Source organism: Clostridium sp. CS1-1 (genome assembly GCF_056135525.1).
This window is the reverse complement of the sequence record NZ_CM148680.1, coordinates 2,888,185-2,907,800: the sequence shown is the minus strand read 5'-3', so window position 1 is coordinate 2,907,800 and position 19,616 is coordinate 2,888,185. Positions and strand designations below refer to the sequence as shown.

Here is a 19,616-nt window from a genome sequence, read left to right as displayed (position 1 = left end):
TATGAATGATATGTATGAAATGATTTGTGAACTTTTGAATAAAAAGGAAAACTTTATATTGGCTACAATTCTAGACAAATCAGGTTCTGCTCCTAGGGAGCAAGGGACAAAGATGATAATTAAAAAGGATTTTTCAATTATAGGAACTATAGGTGGAGGGATATTTGAAGCCATGGCTATTAAGTTATCTTCAAAGGTCTTTGAAAATGGCAATGCTATAACTAGAAAGTTTTCTTTGACTAACGAAGGAGCCTCGGCATTAGGAGCAGCATGCGGAGGAGATGTTAAATTACTTTTAGAATATATGGATCATAGTGACAATGAAATGATAGAGATATATGAAAAGGCATTAGCGCTTAAGAGAAAAGGCATCAATTTTACGCTTATAACAAGGATACCTGAGGAAGGAAAGGCTGTAAGAGGAATCGATAAATGGATATGTACAGAAACAGATTTTTTTGGGCAAGAGAATGATAGAGTTCAGTATATACTTAGAAAAATAAGAGAAGATTTTAAAACTATTATTTTCCAGAAGATGACTAAAGAGACAGAGGAATATTTGATAGAACCTATCTTTAGCTATGAAACAGTATATATATTAGGTGCTGGACATGTATCACAAAAAATTGCAGATTTAACTAAAATGTTGGACTTTAAGACAGTAGTTTTAGATGATAGAGAAGAGTTTGCAAATAGAGAAAGATTTAAGACTGCTGACGAGGTAAAAGTAATTCCTTCTTTTGATACATTATTTGATTATATAGATGTAGATTATAGGAGTTTTATTATAATAGTTACAAGAGGTCATTCTTTTGACAAAGAAGTATTAGCTCAAATGCTTAAAACTGATGCAAAGTATATAGGCATGATAGGAAGTAAGACAAAAAGAGACTTTGTTTATAACTGCCTTTTAAATGAAGGATATAGTATAAAAGATACTGAAAGAGTATGTTGTCCAATAGGGCTTCCAATATCTGCTCAAACTCCTGAAGAAATAGCAGTAAGTATTGCGGCAGAGCTTATTAAAGTTAGGAGATCACTCCAATAATGAAGAAAGATAACTTTGCTGCTATAATATTGTCAGCAGGATATTCTTCAAGAATGGGAGATTTTAAACCACTTTTAAAATTTGGAGAATATACTGCAATTGAAACTGCAGTTAACACTTTTAAGTTTTCAGGAATCAATAATATCATAGCTGTAGTTGGACATAGGGGAGAGGAAATAATAGAAGTGCTAAAAGGCTCAGGAGTTAGATGTATTGAAAATAAGAATTTTTCTCAGGGTATGTATTCCTCAGTAATAAAAGCCTTGGAGGTTATAGAAGATGATGTTAATGCATTCTTTATGCTTCCAGTAGATATTCCACTTGTTAAAAAACATACCATAGGAATTTTAAAAGATAAATATTTACAAGGGACTAAAGGTATTATATATCCAAGCTTTAATAATAAGAATGGGCATCCACCTCTTATAGATTGTAAATATAAAGATATTATAATGAACTGTCATGAAGAGGGTGGGCTAAAAAATGTACTTAATAGGTTTACAGAAGACTCTATAAATGTTCCTGTATTTGATAAGGGTACAGTAATGGATATGGATTCTAAGGAAGATTATGTAAGGTTACTTGAATATTTTAATCATAAGGCACCAAATCGGGAAGAATGTTATTGTATTTTAAATGGATATGATGTGCCTGATAATGTAGTAAAGCATTGCGCTAAAGTCTCACACATGGCTTTGGAGATTTTAAAACAATTAAATAAAAATGGATATGATTTTGATGAAAATGTAACAGAGGCTGCGGCATTACTCCATGATATAGCTAGAAGGTCAAAAAACCATGCAAGAATAGGAGAAGAAATATTGATAAATCTTGGGTATGAGTATATAGGCAACATAATATCTACCCACATGGATATAAAAGTAGATGAAAATGGAAATATTACTGAAAATGAAATATTATTCTTAGCAGATAAACTTGTAAAAGAGGATAAGTTTGTATCTCTTGAAAGTAGATTTTCTAGTCGTTTATTAAATGAAGATTTTGAAGCTTCAAGCAAAATTAAACAGAGATTTAGTGAAGCAAAAAAGATAATGGAGAAAATAGAAAATATAATAGGAAAGAAATTTTATTATGAATAGAAAGATTTATTTGGTAAGACATGGTAAAATAGATATAGGTGAAGAAAAGCGTTATGTGGGGGTTACAGATTTAGTGTTGAGTGAAGAGGGAATTGTACAAGCCCAAAAACTTAAAAGTCTTTTTTCGAAGATAGATATTGAAAAAGTATATGTAAGTCCTTTAAGAAGATGTATTCAAACTTCAGATATAATTTTGGAAAATAGAAATGTAGAGATAATTTTAATGAAAGAACTTATAGAGATAAATTTAGGTCAGTGGGAAGGAAAAACCTTTAGCTATATAAAAAGTTTTTTTCCAGAACAATTCAAGGATAGAGGAGAAAATATAGACACTTTTGTAACACCTGGTGGAGAAAGTTTTCAGCAGCTAAAGAAGAGAGTTATTCCTGCTTTTAAGGCGATTTTGAAAAATAGTATAGGAAATGTACTTATAGTTACTCATGCAGGGGTAAATAGGGCTATATTAAGTAATATTTTATCAATTCCAATTAGTGATGCATTTAAAATTATTCAAGATTATGGTTGTATCAATGAAATTTTCTGGGATGATGAATATGAAAGATGGAATTGGAAAGTTATAATGTAAGGGGACTGATATTATGACAAAAGTTACTTGTGAATCTGATATAGAACTATCTCATGAAAGGTGTAAAAATATTGGTATAAAACCAAATCAAATTTTTAGTAATAAATTTATACAAGATACGGAGCTACAAAAAAGATTTACACTTAACAGAAATTTAATATTAACAGCAGCACCATATATGGAAAAACTAATTAATTTTGTAAGAGGATCAAACTTTTTTGCACTGCTTACAGATGAAGAAGGGTGTATACTAAATGCTATAGGAGATGAAGAAATACTCTCAAATGCATTTTCTATGAGAATGGTTCCAGGAGCTTTCATGAATGAAGAAAGTATAGGGACTAATGCAATGAGTATGGTTATAAAAGCGAACTCACCAATACAAGTTTCAGGAAATGAGCATTATATTAATGCATATCATAAATGGACTTGTTCTGCGGCACCAATACAAGATAGTAAAGGAAAACTCATGGGAGTACTGAATCTCACTGGATATATTGAATGTGTGCATCCTCACACATTAGGTATGGTTATTGCAGCTTCAAATACGATAGAGGAAATGCTGAAAGTAAAAGAGTATCATGCAATGAAAGATATGAATAGAAAACATAAAAAAACAGTATTTGATTCAATCCCAATTGCTATAATAACATCTGATATAAACGGAAAGATAGAAATTTGTAATGAAAAAGCAATAAATATGTTTAGTAGAACTAGTGAGGAACTCAAAAAAAATGGAATGAAAGAGCTTATAGAAGATTGGAATAAGATAAAAAGTGATATATATCTAGGAAGAAGCATTTCTCAAGGGGTTAATGTTTTAGCACTGAGAAATAAGTTTCGGTGTCACTTAACTGCAAGTCCTGTATATAATTTTGGAAAAGATGATGTTGATATAGTATATGTATTTGAAGAGATAAAAAATGCAAAGAAAAAGAATAACGGTCAGGCGTACTATACTTTTGATAAAATAATTGGACAAGATGAAAATTTTATGAAAGTAATCGAGTATGCAAAAAGAATTTCAGATAGTAAGTCAACTATCCTTATTATGGGAGAAAGCGGTACAGGAAAAGAACTGTTCGCACAGTCAATTCATAATTACAGCAATAGATCAGATGGCCCTTTTATAGCGTTAAACTGTGGTGCTATTCCAAAAGAACTTATGGAATCAGAACTTTTCGGATATGAAGAAGGAGCCTTTACAGGAGCAAAAAAAGGGGGGAATATTGGAAAGTTCGAATTAGCTAATGGAGGAACTATAATGCTAGACGAAATTGGGGAAATGCCTCTTGATATGCAAACAAAACTTTTAAGAGTTGTACAAGAAGGAATAATAACAAAAGTAGGTGGTTCAAAATGTATATCAGTAGATGTAAGAATTATGGCAGCCACCAATAAAGATTTAAAGAAAGAAGTAGAACTTGGTAGGTTTAGGAAAGATTTGTATTACAGACTTAATGTATTGCCTATTTATCTGCCACCATTGAGAGAAAGAAAAGGGGATATACCTCTTTTAACAAAGCATTTTCTATGCGTGATAGCTAAGAGACTCAATAAAAAAGATTTAGTCATACCAGAAGAGTACCTAAAAAAAATGATGAACTACAATTGGCCTGGCAATATAAGAGAGCTTGAAAATATTGTTGAGCTTATTATAAATACAGAATCTGTGCCAGAAGGTTACTTTGGCGAAGAAAAATGTGAGGATAAAATTCCTGTAAACATTAACAAGGAATATTTAAGATTAGAGTATGCTGAAAGGGAGCATTTAATTAAAGTGCTAAGAAGATTTAAAGGAAATATATCCCACTCAGCGGAAGCTTTAGGAATAAGGAGAAATACGTTGTATAGCAAGATTAAGAAATATGAAATACATACTTAAAAACTCAACCCAAAGACTTGAATCACACTTGAAAAAGCCAAGTTTTTGGGTTAAACTTCTGTTACAATTCAGCTACTATTTTCCCAGTTTCATTAAGATCATATCCACCTATTCCTAATAGTTCCATTTTAAACTCCTCAGAACGTAAGATATTAATGATTGCTTTAAAGAGAGGTTTGTTAATATCCTCCTTTTTTACAACTAATTCATATCTCTCTTTTTGTAGTGGAATAAAATCAACTCCTTGAACCTGTTGACCATTTTTCTCATTCCCGAGCCCAAGGTCTGCTTCACCACGGGCAACGGTGCTTGCTACGGTTAGATGAGAAAGACATTCTCGATTGTAACCATTTATTGTATAACCTTGAACTCCAATACGGCGCAATTGCTCATCAAGAAGAACTCTTGTACCACTTCCTTTTTCCCTATTAACTATAGTGATATCAGATCTTTTCAAATCTTCCCAGCCTTTAATGTCCTTTGGATTGCCTTTTAGTACATAAAAACCTTGCATACGACAAGCTAAATGAATTATTACAGACGGAATTCCAGGTAGCAATCTTCGCACGTAAGGTATATTATATTGATCTGAATCACCATCCCATAGATGAGAAGTGGCTATTTGCACTTTTCCGTGATAAAGGCCAAGCAAGGCATTAAAGCTCCCACCATATGAACGCAAGACGTGTATTCCTTGAGAACTAACCTCTAAATAACGAGATAAAATATCAAGAAGTACATCTTGACCACAAATTACAAAATCATGATTTGAACTTACTTGCGAATCTTCAAAGGGAAAAGCGTATGAATTTGAAGAGGGGAAAATGCTTTTTTCTTTGATGTTAGCTTCATTTGTTTTTCTGTTTTTAGTTTTATTCTTGTATTCTTCAACATCATTAAAATCAACTCTTATTTTTTTTCCAACTTTATATCCATTTAAATCTCCACGTTTTATTAATTCGTATACAGTATTTTTTGTAATTTTTAGTATATCTGCTACTTCCTGTGGTGTAAAAGATTTGTCTTCTAACATTATTGTTCTCCTTCTTTTGGTTGATATAGTAAGGTAAAAGGTTTTATAAAATATGAATATGTGCCATGCATTTAAAGAAATATTTAATGCTACTGAGAAATAAGTAACCGTAAATTGAAAAAGCAGTAATTATATTATAATTATATTACAAATTTTTTAAAAGACAACTTGATTTATTAATAATGAAAATAACATAACATTATTCGTAAAAATTTATTTATAAGAACTAAAAATATACTTTTAGATATCCTGATATAATCAAGTAGAAAAAATAATATAGCATTGTTCAGTTAGATAAATACATGATACGTATATAATAAATTTCTAAGATCTACTTGATTTGGTAAGACTTTATAAGTATAATAAAGGATAACATAACATTACAAAACGTGAATAAGATTGATATTGAGTTATGTTTTGTAATGTTATATTGCGAGAGGTGTAGAAAGATTTCAATGTTTTTAAAATTTATTTGGAGGTATTCTTATGAGAAAAATTACAAAAATATTATTTTCTACTTTGATCTTTTGTACTATGCTTATATCAGTAAGTTGTGGAAACACAAAACAAAGTTCAAATGGACAAACATCTGATAAGAGTAAAAGTGAAAAAACTATAACTCTAACTATATCTGCTGCTGCAAGTTTAAAAGATGCAATAGAGGAAATAAAAGGCTTATATGCCAAAGAGAGACCTAATGTTAGTATTGCATATAATTTTGGAGCATCAGGAACACTTCAACATCAGATTGAACAAGGGGCTCCAACAGATATATTTATGCCTGCAGCCACAAAACAAATGGACGAGTTAAAAGAGAAAGGTCTTATGCTAGATAATACAGTGAAAAATCTTTTGAACAATGATGTGGTATTAATAGCACCTAAAGATTCAATAGATATTAAGAATTTTAATGACTTAGCAAGCGAGAATGTTAAAAAGATAGCACTAGGTGAGTCAAAAAGCGTGCCAGTAGGACAGTATTCAGAAGAGGTTTTAACATATTTTAAAATAGCAGATAAGGTGCAACCAAAAGCTATTTTAGGTAAAGATGTAAAAGAAGTTTTAACATGGGTGCAAACAGGAAATGTAGATGCGGGAATTGTTTATGCAACTGATGCAAAAACTTCTGATAAGGTCAGAGTCGTAGCCACTGCACCGCAAGAGTCGCATAAGCCTGTGGTATATCCCGTTGGAGTAGTTAAGGAAAGTAAGAATATTGGAGCGGCAACAGAATTTGCTGAGTTTATGTCAGGAGATAAAGCTAAGGTAGTATTTGAAAAATACGGATTTAAAGTTGCTGAATAAGGTTGAATTTTTGGCGATAAATGGATTGTAGGTTTATGTAATTTGAATGGGGGAGAAGCGTAGGATTTTATATTTCACTAGTAAATGATGGTGCTAATGATGTTCATGTATGATTCGAGGGAGAAAATTAAAGAGATCAGTATGGCGTAGTAAATTCGCGGTACTGATCCTTTTCCTGTTTTTTATTATGATATAAAAAATTAAAATTTAGAAAATTAAGAATTAAACCTATATCCTGTACCCCATATAGTTTCAATATATTCGGGGTTTCCAGAGTCTTTTTCTATCTTTTTCCTAAGCTTTTGTACGTGTACTGCTACGGTAGCAGTATCTCCGTAATAGTCTTCTCCCCAAATAGTATTAAATATCTGGTCTTTAGTAAAAACCATATTAGGATTTGATGCTAGAAAAAGTAATAACTCATACTCTTTTGTTGTAAGTATAACTTCTTTACCATTGACGAATACCTTATGGGAATCCGTTCTAATTTCCATAGCCTTATGGCTAATAACATCTATAATAGCTTTTTTACCTGAAAGACGTTCATACCTAATGATGTGTGATTTTATCCTTGCAACTAATTCTGCGGGACTAAATGGTTTAGTTAAATAGTCGTCTGCACCAAAACCTAAACCTCTTATTTTGTCTATATCTTCATTTTTAGCTGATACAATTATAATAGGAATTTCAAACTTATCTCTAACTTCTCTTACTATTTCATATCCGTCTTTACTTGGGAGCATTAGGTCTACTACAACTACATCATAAATACCAAGCAAAGCTTTTTTAAAACCTGATAATCCATCTTGCTCTATATCAACTTTATATCCGTTTAATTGAAGATAATCTCTCTCGAGCTCTGCAATATTGCTATCATCTTCAATTATCAAAACCTGTTTCATAAAAACAACTCCTTCTCTATAACATGATGTCGAACATTATAAGTTATCTTAAATCATATAGAGTTCTACACTCAAAAATTAATATATAAATTATTTTATATGTTGGAATTTCAGCGCTCTTGTGATGTATATGATAAAGTCTCTTTTGGGAAACCTAATATATGGGATAAATCATTGATTTACTATTGGAAGCTCTATGCTGAAAGTGCTTCCTTTTGTTAAAACACTCGAAACATAGATTTTTCCACCATGGGCTTCTACTAGTTCTTTAGCGATTGCGAGGCCAAGTCCTGTACTCATTAAGTCCTTTGTTCTCTCAGTATCTATACGATAAAATCTATCAAATACATAGGGAAGTTTATCTGCTGATATGCCCGGACCATTGTCACTGATGTCAATTTTTATATAATCTTTCTCATAACTCAATTCAACAGAAATAGATAGATTTTCTTGATTACAATATTTAACTGCGTTTCCTATGATGTTTCGTATAGTTTGATATATTCGTTTTCCATCTATATTTACATTTAATTCATTTTCGATTTTATTAATAAAATAAAAACTAATATTTTTTTCCCCTAAAATAAACTTAAATTCTTCCATCATGTCGCCCATAAAAGGGTTTATCTTTGTTTTTTCAAACTTAAAATCTAGTTTTTCCATATCTAGTTTTGAAAATAAAAATAAATCATCAATGAGTCTATTAATATAGTCTGTGTTATTATGAATTGTTTTAAGGTAGTTGTTTATTATAGCAGGTGAAGTAGCGACTCCATCCAGTATGGCTTCTATATATCCATTTATTGAGGTAATGGGAGTTTTTAAATCATGAGATATATTTGCTATAAGGGTCTTTCGATTCTCTTCATATTCATTTTTTAACTTTTCACCTTGTTGTAATTTCTCTGCCATTTCATTGAATTCATCTATTAAAATTCCAATTTCATTGTAAACCTTCTTTTCAATTCTAACTTCATAATTTCCTTTAGCAATTTGCTCAACTCCGATTTTCAAACTGTCAATAGGCTTCATAACTCTTTTTTCTAATCGCCAATATATATATAAATGTATAATTTCTTTAGCAGTAAATATTGCTGCAAAAAATAAAGTTATAGCCTTAATTCCCACTACCCTAAAAATAAGGTAGATTATAAATATATTGATAAAAAAGGCCGCAGGGCGAAGCCACACCAAATATTTGTGGCATAAGTAAAATTCATTTCTATGCTTTTGGTGTATTTTGTGCATTTTATGTAAATGCTCATGATTCTTATCATGCATTTCATGAAACCTATGATGTTGCTCACGCCACTGTCTATAGGATTTAATCTTGTTCTTTTTCCAAATCTTCATATATATCACCTTTAAAGTTTAATTACACTAATATTACCACAATATCTTTGGACTTAAAATATGGGGATAGATGTTTTAATTTACACATATAGATAAACTAATTAGAAGTTTGACTTACGCAGAGGGATATATTAGTAATTTTGAAGCACATTTAAATACTTTTTCTATGAGTCTTAGCTCAGCTAGAAGAAAAAGCTTAGAACTTCGACACTGTCTGAGCGACAAGCGAGTTTGTCGAAGTTCTTAGATTTTTCTTTTAGCCGAGCTTTAGACTCATTAAAAAGTATTTATAGTGCAGAAAAATTACTAATATATCCCGAAGTGTAGGTCTAGCTTTGGATTTGGTTATCTACAATCTTACCAAGTGAAGTTTACTAAGGCATTCAGACTATTTTCTCCCTTGGCAGTAACTTCTAATTTTTCTACTTCATTATTTTTATTAATATATATATTCAGCACAGCATCACTATTTTCAGAGCAGAGCAATTCTTTTATAAAAATGCAATGTTTGTGATGTTCAGCTATATTTTGATTAAATGAGTTAGCGTGATGTTCAGATAAATTTTTATGCTGCTCCTTGATTTCTTTTATTATGTCTTTTAAATCAAGAGATAAAACTGATACTCCATCCGTTTCTTCAACTTTTAGGTTATTTAGGACATTGAGGACAAAGGTGATTTTTGAAAGCTTAGCTTTTATACCTCCGTGCTCACAACATATACCAGATTTGTGATTGCCCATACCATGTGCATGGTGATGGAATTTATGATGCTTGCAGTCTTTTATATTAAACTCGGTGTTGCTCTCATGTTTTATCTTCTTTCCATCGCAATCAACCTCACTGCTTATTTTAGCCTTTGTTTCACCGGTAACTGTATTAGTAATAAATTCATTAGAGAATGAGAGTACCTTTAACTCACCTTTTACTGCTTCTACTTTAGCGATTACATTAAAAGATTCTTTTTCCTTCATAGTTTTAAATACATCATATAAAAGTTTAATAGTGTTCATTAATATGACCTCCTAATATTTTTACAAGGATACAATGATTTTGCGTCCTTGTTTGATATGAGTTCATTATAAATACTGAAGTTAAAAATCTTTTAAAGTAATTTTAAAAATTTTATAAAGAATTATAAAATAAGTTTAAAAACCTTTAGAAAGATAAGTATGTACCTCTTTTTTTCTGTGTTTACAGTTGTTTTAATTGAAATTATACGTGATAATTTACTATAACTTACTGAAGACTTTTTTTAAGTTATTGAATAGAAAGAATTGTAGCTTTTTAATTATAGATGTAATCAAAGCAAAAGTTAAGATTAATAGGTCTGCTGTATAAGGAACATAAGCGAAAAATACAATTTTGCCATGGATGAATATATGGAAAAGTAGAGGAATTCTGTTGTTAATGTAGAATAACTAATAAACGTAATAGTAATTGTTTTTCATAGATTTTAGTATGAATTAAATAAGTAAGATGAGAATTTTGGGATCAATCTATGAGAAATAAGGTTGAAGAATATCTTAAGAGTTTAAGATATTCTTTATATTTATTTTATAAATTATAAAAATAAATTAAAAATATAAGGGAGGATTAATACAAATGTATAGTTTCAAAAATGACTATAGCGAAGGAGCACACCAAAGGATTTTAAACGCTTTGGTTGAATCAAACCTAGAACAAACAGAAGGATACGGAGAGGACAGCTATACAAAAAAAGCTATTGAACTTTTAAAACAAAAAATAAAGCGTAATGATGTTGATATACACCTTTTTGTAGGGGGAACACAAGTAAATCTAACTGCCATTTCCGCTTTTTTAAGACCTCATGAAGCAGCTATTGCAGCTAACACAGGACATATATTAGTACATGAAACTGGAGCTATTGAAGCTACTGGACATAAAGTTATATCTATAGAAGTAAGTGATGGAAAACTACGTCCAGAAGATATAAAACCTGCTTTAGAAGCACATACTGATGAGCATATGGTTAAGCCTAAAATGGTATATATCTCTAATCCTACAGAAATTGGATCTATCTATACCAAGAGTGAATTACAACAGTTGAGTAAGTTTTGTAAGGAAAATAAATTATATTTATACGTTGATGGTGCAAGGCTAGGATCTGCACTTTGCTCAGAAGAAAATGATATGGAACTTTCTGACTTAGGAAATTTGGTAGATGCTTTCTATATAGGTGGAACTAAAAATGGTGCTTTAATGGGAGAGGCCCTTGTAATATGTACAGCATCACTTAAGGAGGACTTTAGGTTCCATATTAAACAAAAAGGAGGACTTCTTGCAAAAGGTAGACTCCTTGGAATACAGTTTTTTGAGCTTTTTAAAGATGATTTGTACTTTGATTTGGCAAGACACGCTAATACTATGGCTACTTTATTGAAAAATGGAATAAATGAAGCTGGTTATAAGTTTTTAACACACTCACCTTCTAATCAGATTTTTCCAATATTACCAAATAAAATAATTGAAAAACTTCAAGAGAATTATTTATTTATTGTCTGGGAAAAAATTGATGAGAATAATTCTGCTATTCGACTTGTAACTTCCTGGACTACAAAAGAAGAAGAGGTTCTATGTTTTATTGAAAAACTAAAAAGCACTGAGCTTTAGTGTTATATTTGCTAGTCTTAAAAAGGGTAGATGAGAGTTGCTCATCTACCCTTTTAATTATTGGTTAGGTTATTATTTGACTTTTGTTATAGATGTACAAGTGTGAAAAATCTAGTTTTATATATTTTAGAATTGAGTTTCATAGAAAGGAAAACAGCAATTTTTATGTTCACAACAATAATAAAAGATAAGTAAATTCAATAATATGAAGGACTATAAAGGACTATATAAGTAGAGATTTATTATAATTATTCTTTCTATTTAAATTTAATCTATATCATAGTAGAATTAGGTTAACAAGATGAATTTGATGACAGATAGATGGAGGTGAAATTATGTTAAATAGACAACACTTTAATGCTGTAATGGCTGCTCTTTAGAGGGGGAACTTTTACATTACTAAAGTGTAATAATCCTCTTTAAGGAGTCTTAGTGATTCTTTAATTTTGGAGGATAAAGTAGTGCGATATGTAAATGGAGCTGAGGTTTTACCAGAAGAATTGTTGAAAGAGATACAAAAATATGTAGAGGGAGAAATCATATACATTCCAAAGGTAAAGAAAAGAATATCCTGGGGGTGTAAAAGTGGAACTAGGAGTTTGATAGATAATAGGAATAAGGAAATTATTTCACTGTATAATAAAGGAAATAATATAAAGGTTCTATCTGGAAAATTCTTTCTCTCAGAATATACAATTAAAAAGATAATTACTAAAAATAATAAATAAAAGTTGATTACTCAGAAAACAGTATACATTTAAGAAGGGTGAAAAGGTTATGATTAGAGAACTAGAAACAAATGATATAAATAGAGTTATGGAGATATGGAAATATGCTACTTTAGAGGCGCACAGTTTTATAGGCAAGGAATATTGGCTTGGAAAATATGATGAGGTCAAAGATGTGTATATTCCAATGTCTAATACATTTGTTTATGAAGAGAATAATAATATAAAAGGGTTTATAAGTATTTTAAATGATGATTTTATAGGAGCGTTATTCGTAGACGTTTCTAGTCAGGGGAAAGGAATTGGTAGCAAATTAATTGATTTTGTAAAAAGAAGATATACCAAATTGAGTTTAGCCGTATATAAAAATAATAAAAATGCAGTAGAGTTCTATAAAAGTACAGGCTTTGTTTTATATGAAGAAAAAATAGATGAAGATACAAATGAAAAAGAGTTAATTATGGGATGTGAATTGTAGTAGTATTGTAAAAAACGTTAATATACAATAAATAACTATATATTATTAGGTGTTAGGCTATCAATTTGCATTTCAAACAATATCTAAGATACATTTTTTAGCATTAAAATCTCGCAATATAAATTTTTAAAAATGAATAAAAAAGCTATTGCAATTTCGAGAAATTGCAATTATAATTAAAACATAAATTCCGATTAAATTAATATGAATTGTAGGATTAAATGCTGGGATCAGGAAAAGTAGGTTGTACAAATCAGACAGAGAAAGGCTCCATTGGTTGAGAGAGCTTTATGTAAGAGTATAGTCGAAGTGCCCCTGTGAGCTTAAAACCGAAGTTTAGTAGGCTTTTACGGGTTCTCCCGTTATAGAGATATGGTATGTTAGTGCCAAATGAGATGGACATATTTTTGATGTCTAATTAGAGTGGAACCGCGGAAGTATACCTTCTGCCTCTGAAGAAATTCAGGGGTAGAAGGTTTTTTGTTTTATTTGCAGCTTGGCCAAGTTAGGTAAATATTAAACTGAAAGTTGAAATTTATAATCACCTTGATGATGTGCTTATTAGAATAAGATTACAATTTAGTAGTTTATTCATAACACTCAGTGATTTATCATGCAATCATTATTAATTTTTCAAATTTAATAACTTATTTAGGAGGATTAATATGAACTTAACTTATATTAGTTTATTAGTATCAATAGTATTATTTGCACTGTTATTTGGACTTAAAAAGAAGAAGGTGAATTTCGGCATAAGAGTGTTGACTGCTATGCTTCTTGGTATAGTAGCTGGAATAATATTTAAGAAGGATATACTCATAATTGAACCAGTTGGTCAGGCTTTTATTTCTTTAATTAAAATGATTGTAATACCTCTTGTAATGACTACTTTAATTTCAAGTATCATATCACTGAAAAATATGGAACAGCTTAAGAAAATAGGTGTTAAAACCTTCAGTTTACTTTTGGGAACTACCGGAATTGCAACTATAGTAGGTATTTTAGTTGGTGATATGATGAAGCTTGGAGTTGGTGTTCATTTTGCAAAGTCTGCAAGCTTTAAGGCTACACAGGTTCCTGCTTTTAGTAAAATTTTGTTAGATATGATTCCTTCTAATCCAGTGGCTTCAATGGCAGAAGGAAAGGTTATTCCTGTAATTATATTTGCTTTATTTATTGCGGTGGCTATAATCATTGAAAATGAAATAAATCCGAAGATTGTTAAGCCTGTAAAGGACTTACTTAGCTCTTTTGCAAAGCTGATGTTTGTAATAACAAAGATGATAATTGAATTAGCTCCTTATGGAGTGTTCAGTCTTATGTCAGCAGTAGCTGCGAAAAATGGAGCGGCAACATTAATTCCGCTTGCTAAGGTTATTGTTGCAATGTACATTGCTTGTGCTATACATATAATAGTAATTTATGGAAGCTTACTTACATTTGTTGCTAAGGTTAATCCGATTAGATTCTTTAAAAAGATTTTTCCTGCACAAGTTGTTGCGTTTACAACTCAAAGTAGTTATGGTACTTTACCTGTGACTTTGAGAGTTTTGACAGAGAAGGCAAAGATATCTGATAAGATTGCAAGCTTTGTGGCTCCTATAGGTACCAATGTTGGAATGAATGCTGGTGGTGGTATTTATCCTGCGCTTGTAGCGATATTTGTCGCTAGAATATTTAATATAGAGCTTACGTTTACTCAATATTTATTATTAATTATAACAAATGTCATAGGATCAATTGGAATAGCTGGAGTTCCAGGTGCAGCTACTATAGCGGCAACTGTAGTTCTAACAAATTTAGGACTTCCAGTTGAGGGCTTAGCAATGGTACTTGGTATTGATGTGGTAATAGATATGGTTAGAACAATGACAAATGTAACTGGTTGTGCAGTAACAACATTCTTAGTAGGAAGTATGGAAAAGGAATTTGATAGAGATGCTTTCAATAATGACATAGATGATACAGGTGCAAAAGAATCAAGTCTAAGGATAGTATAAGAACAAAAAAACTTTAGTGATATACAACTTTAACAAGATGCTATATTAATAGTATTTATTTTGGTAAGATATATATTGTAAGATTAAAATAACTTATAATTAATTTTTTTAAAACTAAGGAGGAATAGAACAAATGAAAAAGATTTACATCATTCATGAAAATAGTGAATGGACAGCACCATTAATAAAAGAACTAGAAGCACTAGGTCTTCCATATGAAGATTGGTTTATTGACAAGGGAGTTCTTGATTTATCTCAAGCACCTCCAGAAGGGGTATTCTATAACCGTATGAGTGCATCTTCTCACACAAGAGGACATCGCTATGCGCCAGAATACACATCAGCAGTACTTGCATGGCTAGAAGGTCATGGGCGTAGAGTAATAAATACAAGTAGAGCCCTACAACTAGAGGTAAACAAGGTAGCTCAGTATGCTTCACTTAATGCACATGGTGTGCGTACTCCTCGTACAATAGCCGTTGTAGGCAAGGAAGAGATTATTGAAGCAGCTGAAAAGTTTGATGGACCATTCATCACAAAGCACAATCGTGCTGGCAAGGGACTAGGAGTTCAACTATTTCAAAGTATAGATGCATTGAAGTCATATGTGTATAGTGATAGATTTGAAGAACCTATCGATGGAATAACATTAATTCAAGAATATATTAAAGCGCCAACTACACATATCACTCGCTGTGAGTTTATTGGTGGAAAATTTATATATGCAGTGCAAGTTGATACTTCAGAAGGTTTCCAGTTATGTCCTGCAGATGCTTGCCAAATTGGAGATGCGTTCTGTCCAGTTGGAGAAGAAAAAAAGTCTAAGTTCACTATTGTTAAAGGATTTGAAGACCCAATATTAGAAAAGTATGCCAGCTTCCTTGAAGATAACAGAATTCATATTTCTGGTATTGAGTTTATAAAGGACGAGGAAGGAACAATATTCACATATGATGTAAATACTAACACTAACTATAATTCAGATGCAGAAGAAGTGGCTGGAATATCCGGAATGGCCACTATTGCAAAATATCTTGGAGAAGAGCTTACAAAATTGAATAAGTAAAGTTGGGGTTAAATCTCAATTTTATTGTTACATATAGTTTATAGAGAAACATCACCGAAAGTTGATTTATTCTACGAGACATAATACCAATTTTCAGTACGTTAAATATTTTTAAGTAGTCTAAAGCTCAGGATTAATGAAAAAATATTTAAATGTACCTTCAAATTGGTATTATGTCTCTCAGGATAAGTCAACTTTCTATTTTTGATATCTACATAGATAAGCGAATACATAACTTGATTTACACAGAAGAATTACTGATATATCCCGGGGGGGGAAGTCTAGCTTTGTATTGGTTTATCTATATATAGATAACTAGTTGGAGTATTTGACTTAAAAAGGTATCTATAGTAAATTAATTATGAATAGGGGGGAAATTAATGGATATTAAAGAAAAAATTGAAGAAGAAATTAGTTTCTACAAGAAAAAAATAAATGACTATAAGAATGGCGATGTTGATCCTGATATAAAGGGAATAAGAGCTATTAAGGGTGTTTATTTAGAGCGTAGAGTAGAGAAGTACATGACTAGAATAAAAATTCCTGCTGGTTTAATTACATTAGACCAGTTTGAAGCTGTAAGCAAAATTGCGGACAAGTATTCAAATGGAGAAATACATTTTACAACAAGGCAAGATATTCAATTTCAAGGAGTAGAACTTGAAAGCACGGCTAAAATTATGGATGAAGTTTTAGAACTGGGCATAAATACTATAGGTGCAGGGGGGAATTCAGCAAGAAATGTAGCTTGTTCTCCTCTTTCTGGTGTAGATAAAAATGAAGTTTTTGATGTTACTGTTTATGCAATTAAGACATCAGAGCATTTACTAAATGATCCTTCTACACGTAAACTTCCAAGAAAATATAAAATAGCCTTTTCCAATAACAATTTAGATACTGCCTATGCAACAATAGCAGATTTAGGATTTGTGGCAAAGATAGAAGATGGTAAAAAAGGCTTTGAGGTTTACGGTGCCGGTGGATTGGGTGGATCTCCTAGTACTGCTTTAAAGCTTGAAGGCTTTATAGAGGAAAAGGATGTACTTTATTATGTTCAAGCTATGAAAGAGCTTTTTGAGGCTGAAGGAGATAGACAAAATAGAAATAAAGCAAGAATAAGATATATAGTATATAGACTTGGCGAAGATAAGTTCAAAGAGGTATTTAAGTACCACTTAGAAAAGGTTAAAACGGAAGTAAATTTAGATTTATTTGTGGATGAAGAAGATAAGAAATATGAAATTGAAGTTGGTGAACCTAGTTTTTCTAGCTTATTAGTTACGGAACAAAAGCAAAAGGGATATTATTCAACATTTATTCACACTCAAAATGGATATATTTCGACCGAGGATTTAAATGAAATTTTAAATTACATAAGAAACTTAAGATATGAAGCTTCCATAAGACTTACAAACACACAAGGTTTTTATATAAGAGACATTAAAGGCCGAGATATAGATGCTCTATTAGATATTATATCTGGTTTTACATCACCGCTACCAATAGAAAACACTGTTACTTGTGTAGGAGCAACAGTTTGTGGATGTGGGCTATGTAATTCAAAGGGACTTTCTAGTGCAATAAGTAATAGATTTTCGGAGGTTTCAGGGGACGTAAAGAGGATACTGCCAAGAGTATTCATTTCAGGGTGTCATAATTCCTGTGGGCAGCATCAGATTGGTAAAATAGGTTTTTCAGGAAAAGCTGTTAGAACTGATGAAGGTATGGTTCCTGCGTTTAGAGTTTCTTTCGGTGGAGTAATAGAGGCTAATAAAACAAAATTTGGCGAAGTTAAGGGAGACATTCCTACTAAAAAAGTTCCTGATTTTCTATATAATTTAGCTATTTTAGCCTATGAAACTAAGCATGAGAGTTTTGATAAATTTATAGAAGTGGAATGGGCAAAAATAGAAGTCTTAATTAAAAGATTTGAGACTATAGATAGTGATGCACAATTATATTATGATTTTGAGTCAGATATCAAATTTTTATCTAACAAATAAATAATTTTAAGTTTATAAAGACAAAAAACATGAGACTTATGTGAAAATAACTCATGTTTTTTTGCATAGGTTTATGTATGATTTAAGGTGTAGACAACTATGAAGATAATAAGATTAACTAGATTGAGAATTGCGTGTATCAAAATGGGAATATAAAGATTGGTGTGCCACTATGATACATAGTTATCTGTATCATAGTGGCACATTTTTTAAAAAAAGGCTTAAATTTAGAGGAGTTAAAATGTTGGTATAATAGTTGCTATATATAATGTTAATTACTTAACAATTATGTTAAAAATTAAACTTAGGAGGATTATTATGAAAGCAGCATTATGGTATGGTAGAAAAGATGTAAGAGTTGAAGAAATCAAGGAACCAAAGGTAGTAGGGGGTTCAGTAAAAATTAAAGTTAAATGGTGTGGAATATGTGGTTCAGATTTACATGAATATTTAGGAGGTCCTATTTTTATTCCGGTTGGACAACCTCATCCATTAAGCGGCACAGAAGCACCAGTAGTTTTAGGGCATGAGTTTTCAGGGGAAATAACAGAAGTAGGTGAGGGTGTAACAAAGTTTAGTGTTGGAGATAGAGTAATTGTTGAACCTATAGTAGCTTGTGGAAAATGTCCAGCTTGTATGGAAGGAAAGTATAATCTTTGCTCATCCTTAGGCTTCCATGGACTTTGCGGAAGTGGTGGTGGACTCGCAGAGTATACTGTTTTTCCAGAAGAATTTGTTCATAAAATTCCAGATGAAATGTCCTATGAACAAGCAGCATTAGTAGAACCAATGGCAGTAGCGCTTCATTCATTAAGAATAGCAAACTTTAATGCAGGAGATACAGCTTTAGTATTAGGGTCCGGACCAATAGGGCTGGCAACAATAGAATGTTTAAAAGCGGCTGGAGCGAGATTAATAGTGGTTTTACAAAGGAAATCCATAAGACAAGAATATGCAAAGAGAGCAGGGGCAGATGTGGTTCTTGACCCTAATGAGGTTAATATAGTTGAAGAAGTTAAGAAACTTACAGGGGGAATTGGAGTAGATGTATCTTTTGAAACTACTGGAGCCAAAATAGGTTTTGATATAGGTCTTGATAGCTTAAAGTTTGAAGGAACAATTGTTATAACTAGCATATGGGAAAATAACATAAGCTTTAATCCAAATACTTTAGTATTTACTGAAAAGAAAATTGTAGGAACTTTGGCATACAGACATGAGTTTCCAGCAACTATAGCATTAATGAATAATGGAAGAATAAAGGCAGAAGGGTATATTACAAAAAAAGTAGTTTTGGAGGATATAGTAGAAGAAGGTTTTGGTGCTTTAACTGGAGAAGAAAAGAAACAGCATGTAAAAATACTTGTGACTCCTGATAAATCACTTTTATAACAAATGGTTTAAAATGAGCTATTAATGCATTAATTTTGTATTAATAGCTTATTTAAATTATGAAAATTTTATATAATGTAGTTAGTCTTATTATATACGTTAAGT

At 31.3% G+C, this 19,616-nt stretch carries 16 protein-coding genes and 1 other annotated feature; of the genes, 12 read left to right on the top strand and 4 right to left on the bottom strand.

What is annotated here, in order from left to right; all coding sequences use genetic code 11:
• Position 1 precedes the first annotated feature (1 nt).
• From AC0N0V_RS13645 to AC0N0V_RS13630, 4 genes are read left to right on the top strand one after another with little or no spacing between them, the layout of a single operon-like run.
• The gene (locus AC0N0V_RS13645) at positions 2-1,048 is read left to right on the top strand and encodes an XdhC family aldehyde oxidoreductase maturation factor (protein WP_474458566.1); all 1,047 of its coding nucleotides are present in this window, start codon (positions 2-4) and stop codon (positions 1,046-1,048) included.
• On the top strand, positions 1,048-2,148 hold the full coding sequence (locus tag AC0N0V_RS13640) for a DVU_1551 family NTP transferase (RefSeq protein ID WP_474458565.1): 1,101 nt from the start codon (positions 1,048-1,050) through the stop codon (positions 2,146-2,148). The genes AC0N0V_RS13645 and AC0N0V_RS13640 overlap by 1 nt, the downstream gene beginning before the upstream one ends.
• On the top strand, positions 2,141-2,734 hold the full coding sequence (gene cobC / locus AC0N0V_RS13635) for an alpha-ribazole phosphatase (RefSeq protein WP_474458564.1): 594 nt from the start codon (positions 2,141-2,143) through the stop codon (positions 2,732-2,734). Before AC0N0V_RS13640 ends, cobC begins: the two co-directional genes overlap by 8 nt.
• A 13-nt stretch (positions 2,735-2,747) precedes the next feature.
• Entirely contained in the window at positions 2,748-4,619 is a 1,872-nt protein-coding gene (locus tag AC0N0V_RS13630; RefSeq protein WP_474458563.1) for a sigma-54-dependent Fis family transcriptional regulator, read from the top strand.
• Positions 4,620-4,680: 61 nt separating this feature from the next.
• On the opposite strand, the gene AC0N0V_RS13625 is transcribed toward AC0N0V_RS13630, so the two are convergent.
• Positions 4,681-5,652 (bottom strand): substrate-binding domain-containing protein, encoded by a 972-nt coding sequence (locus tag AC0N0V_RS13625; protein ID WP_474458562.1) that lies wholly within the window; start codon positions 5,650-5,652, stop codon positions 4,681-4,683.
• A gap of 486 nt (positions 5,653-6,138) precedes the next feature.
• Here AC0N0V_RS13625 and modA point away from each other — a divergent pair, with 486 nt between their 5' ends.
• A complete protein-coding gene (gene modA, locus AC0N0V_RS13620; RefSeq protein WP_474458561.1) occupies positions 6,139-6,957 on the top strand; it encodes a molybdate ABC transporter substrate-binding protein in 819 nt (272 codons plus the stop codon).
• Between the two features lie 215 nt (positions 6,958-7,172).
• On the opposite strand, the gene AC0N0V_RS13615 is transcribed toward modA, so the two are convergent.
• The 3 genes from AC0N0V_RS13615 to AC0N0V_RS13605 form a co-directional block, all read right to left on the bottom strand.
• Complete coding sequence (locus AC0N0V_RS13615; RefSeq protein ID WP_474458560.1) at positions 7,173-7,859, bottom strand: response regulator transcription factor; 687 nt, start codon at positions 7,857-7,859, stop codon at positions 7,173-7,175.
• 171 nt (positions 7,860-8,030) lie between these two features.
• Entirely contained in the window at positions 8,031-9,212 is a 1,182-nt protein-coding gene (locus AC0N0V_RS13610) for a sensor histidine kinase (RefSeq protein ID WP_474458559.1), read from the bottom strand.
• Between the two features lie 357 nt (positions 9,213-9,569).
• Positions 9,570-10,223: a hypothetical protein gene (locus tag AC0N0V_RS13605; protein WP_474458558.1), complete on the bottom strand. Its 654-nt coding sequence runs from the start codon at positions 10,221-10,223 to the stop codon at positions 9,570-9,572.
• 592 nt (positions 10,224-10,815) lie between these two features.
• Here AC0N0V_RS13605 and AC0N0V_RS13600 point away from each other — a divergent pair.
• The 7 genes from AC0N0V_RS13600 (at position 10,816) to AC0N0V_RS13570 (ending at position 19,511) form a co-directional block, all read left to right on the top strand.
• Positions 10,816-11,844 carry a threonine aldolase family protein gene (locus tag AC0N0V_RS13600; RefSeq protein WP_474458557.1) on the top strand — a complete coding sequence of 343 codons (1,029 nt, stop codon included), beginning with the start codon at positions 10,816-10,818 and terminating at the stop codon, positions 11,842-11,844.
• A 461-nt stretch (positions 11,845-12,305) separates the two neighbouring features.
• Positions 12,306-12,572, top strand: a complete 267-nt coding sequence (locus tag AC0N0V_RS13595; RefSeq protein ID WP_474458556.1) for a CD3324 family protein — start codon at positions 12,306-12,308, stop codon at positions 12,570-12,572.
• 49 nt (positions 12,573-12,621) lie between these two features.
• Positions 12,622-13,050 (top strand): N-acetyltransferase, encoded by a 429-nt coding sequence (locus tag AC0N0V_RS13590; RefSeq protein ID WP_474458555.1) that lies wholly within the window; start codon positions 12,622-12,624, stop codon positions 13,048-13,050.
• Between the two features lie 217 nt (positions 13,051-13,267).
• Positions 13,268-13,507 (top strand) — a binding site (T-box leader).
• Positions 13,508-13,715: 208 nt separating this feature from the next.
• Entirely contained in the window at positions 13,716-15,050 is a 1,335-nt protein-coding gene (locus tag AC0N0V_RS13585; protein WP_474458554.1) for a dicarboxylate/amino acid:cation symporter, read from the top strand.
• A 133-nt stretch (positions 15,051-15,183) separates the two neighbouring features.
• Complete coding sequence (locus tag AC0N0V_RS13580) at positions 15,184-16,116, top strand: ATP-grasp domain-containing protein (protein WP_474458553.1); 933 nt, start codon at positions 15,184-15,186, stop codon at positions 16,114-16,116.
• Positions 16,117-16,496: 380 nt separating this feature from the next.
• Positions 16,497-18,119: a nitrite/sulfite reductase gene (locus AC0N0V_RS13575; protein WP_474458552.1), complete on the top strand. Its 1,623-nt coding sequence runs from the start codon at positions 16,497-16,499 to the stop codon at positions 18,117-18,119.
• A gap of 318 nt (positions 18,120-18,437) precedes the next feature.
• On the top strand, positions 18,438-19,511 hold the full coding sequence (locus tag AC0N0V_RS13570) for a 2,3-butanediol dehydrogenase (protein ID WP_474458551.1): 1,074 nt from the start codon (positions 18,438-18,440) through the stop codon (positions 19,509-19,511).
• The last annotated feature ends 105 nt before the right edge of the window (positions 19,512-19,616 follow it).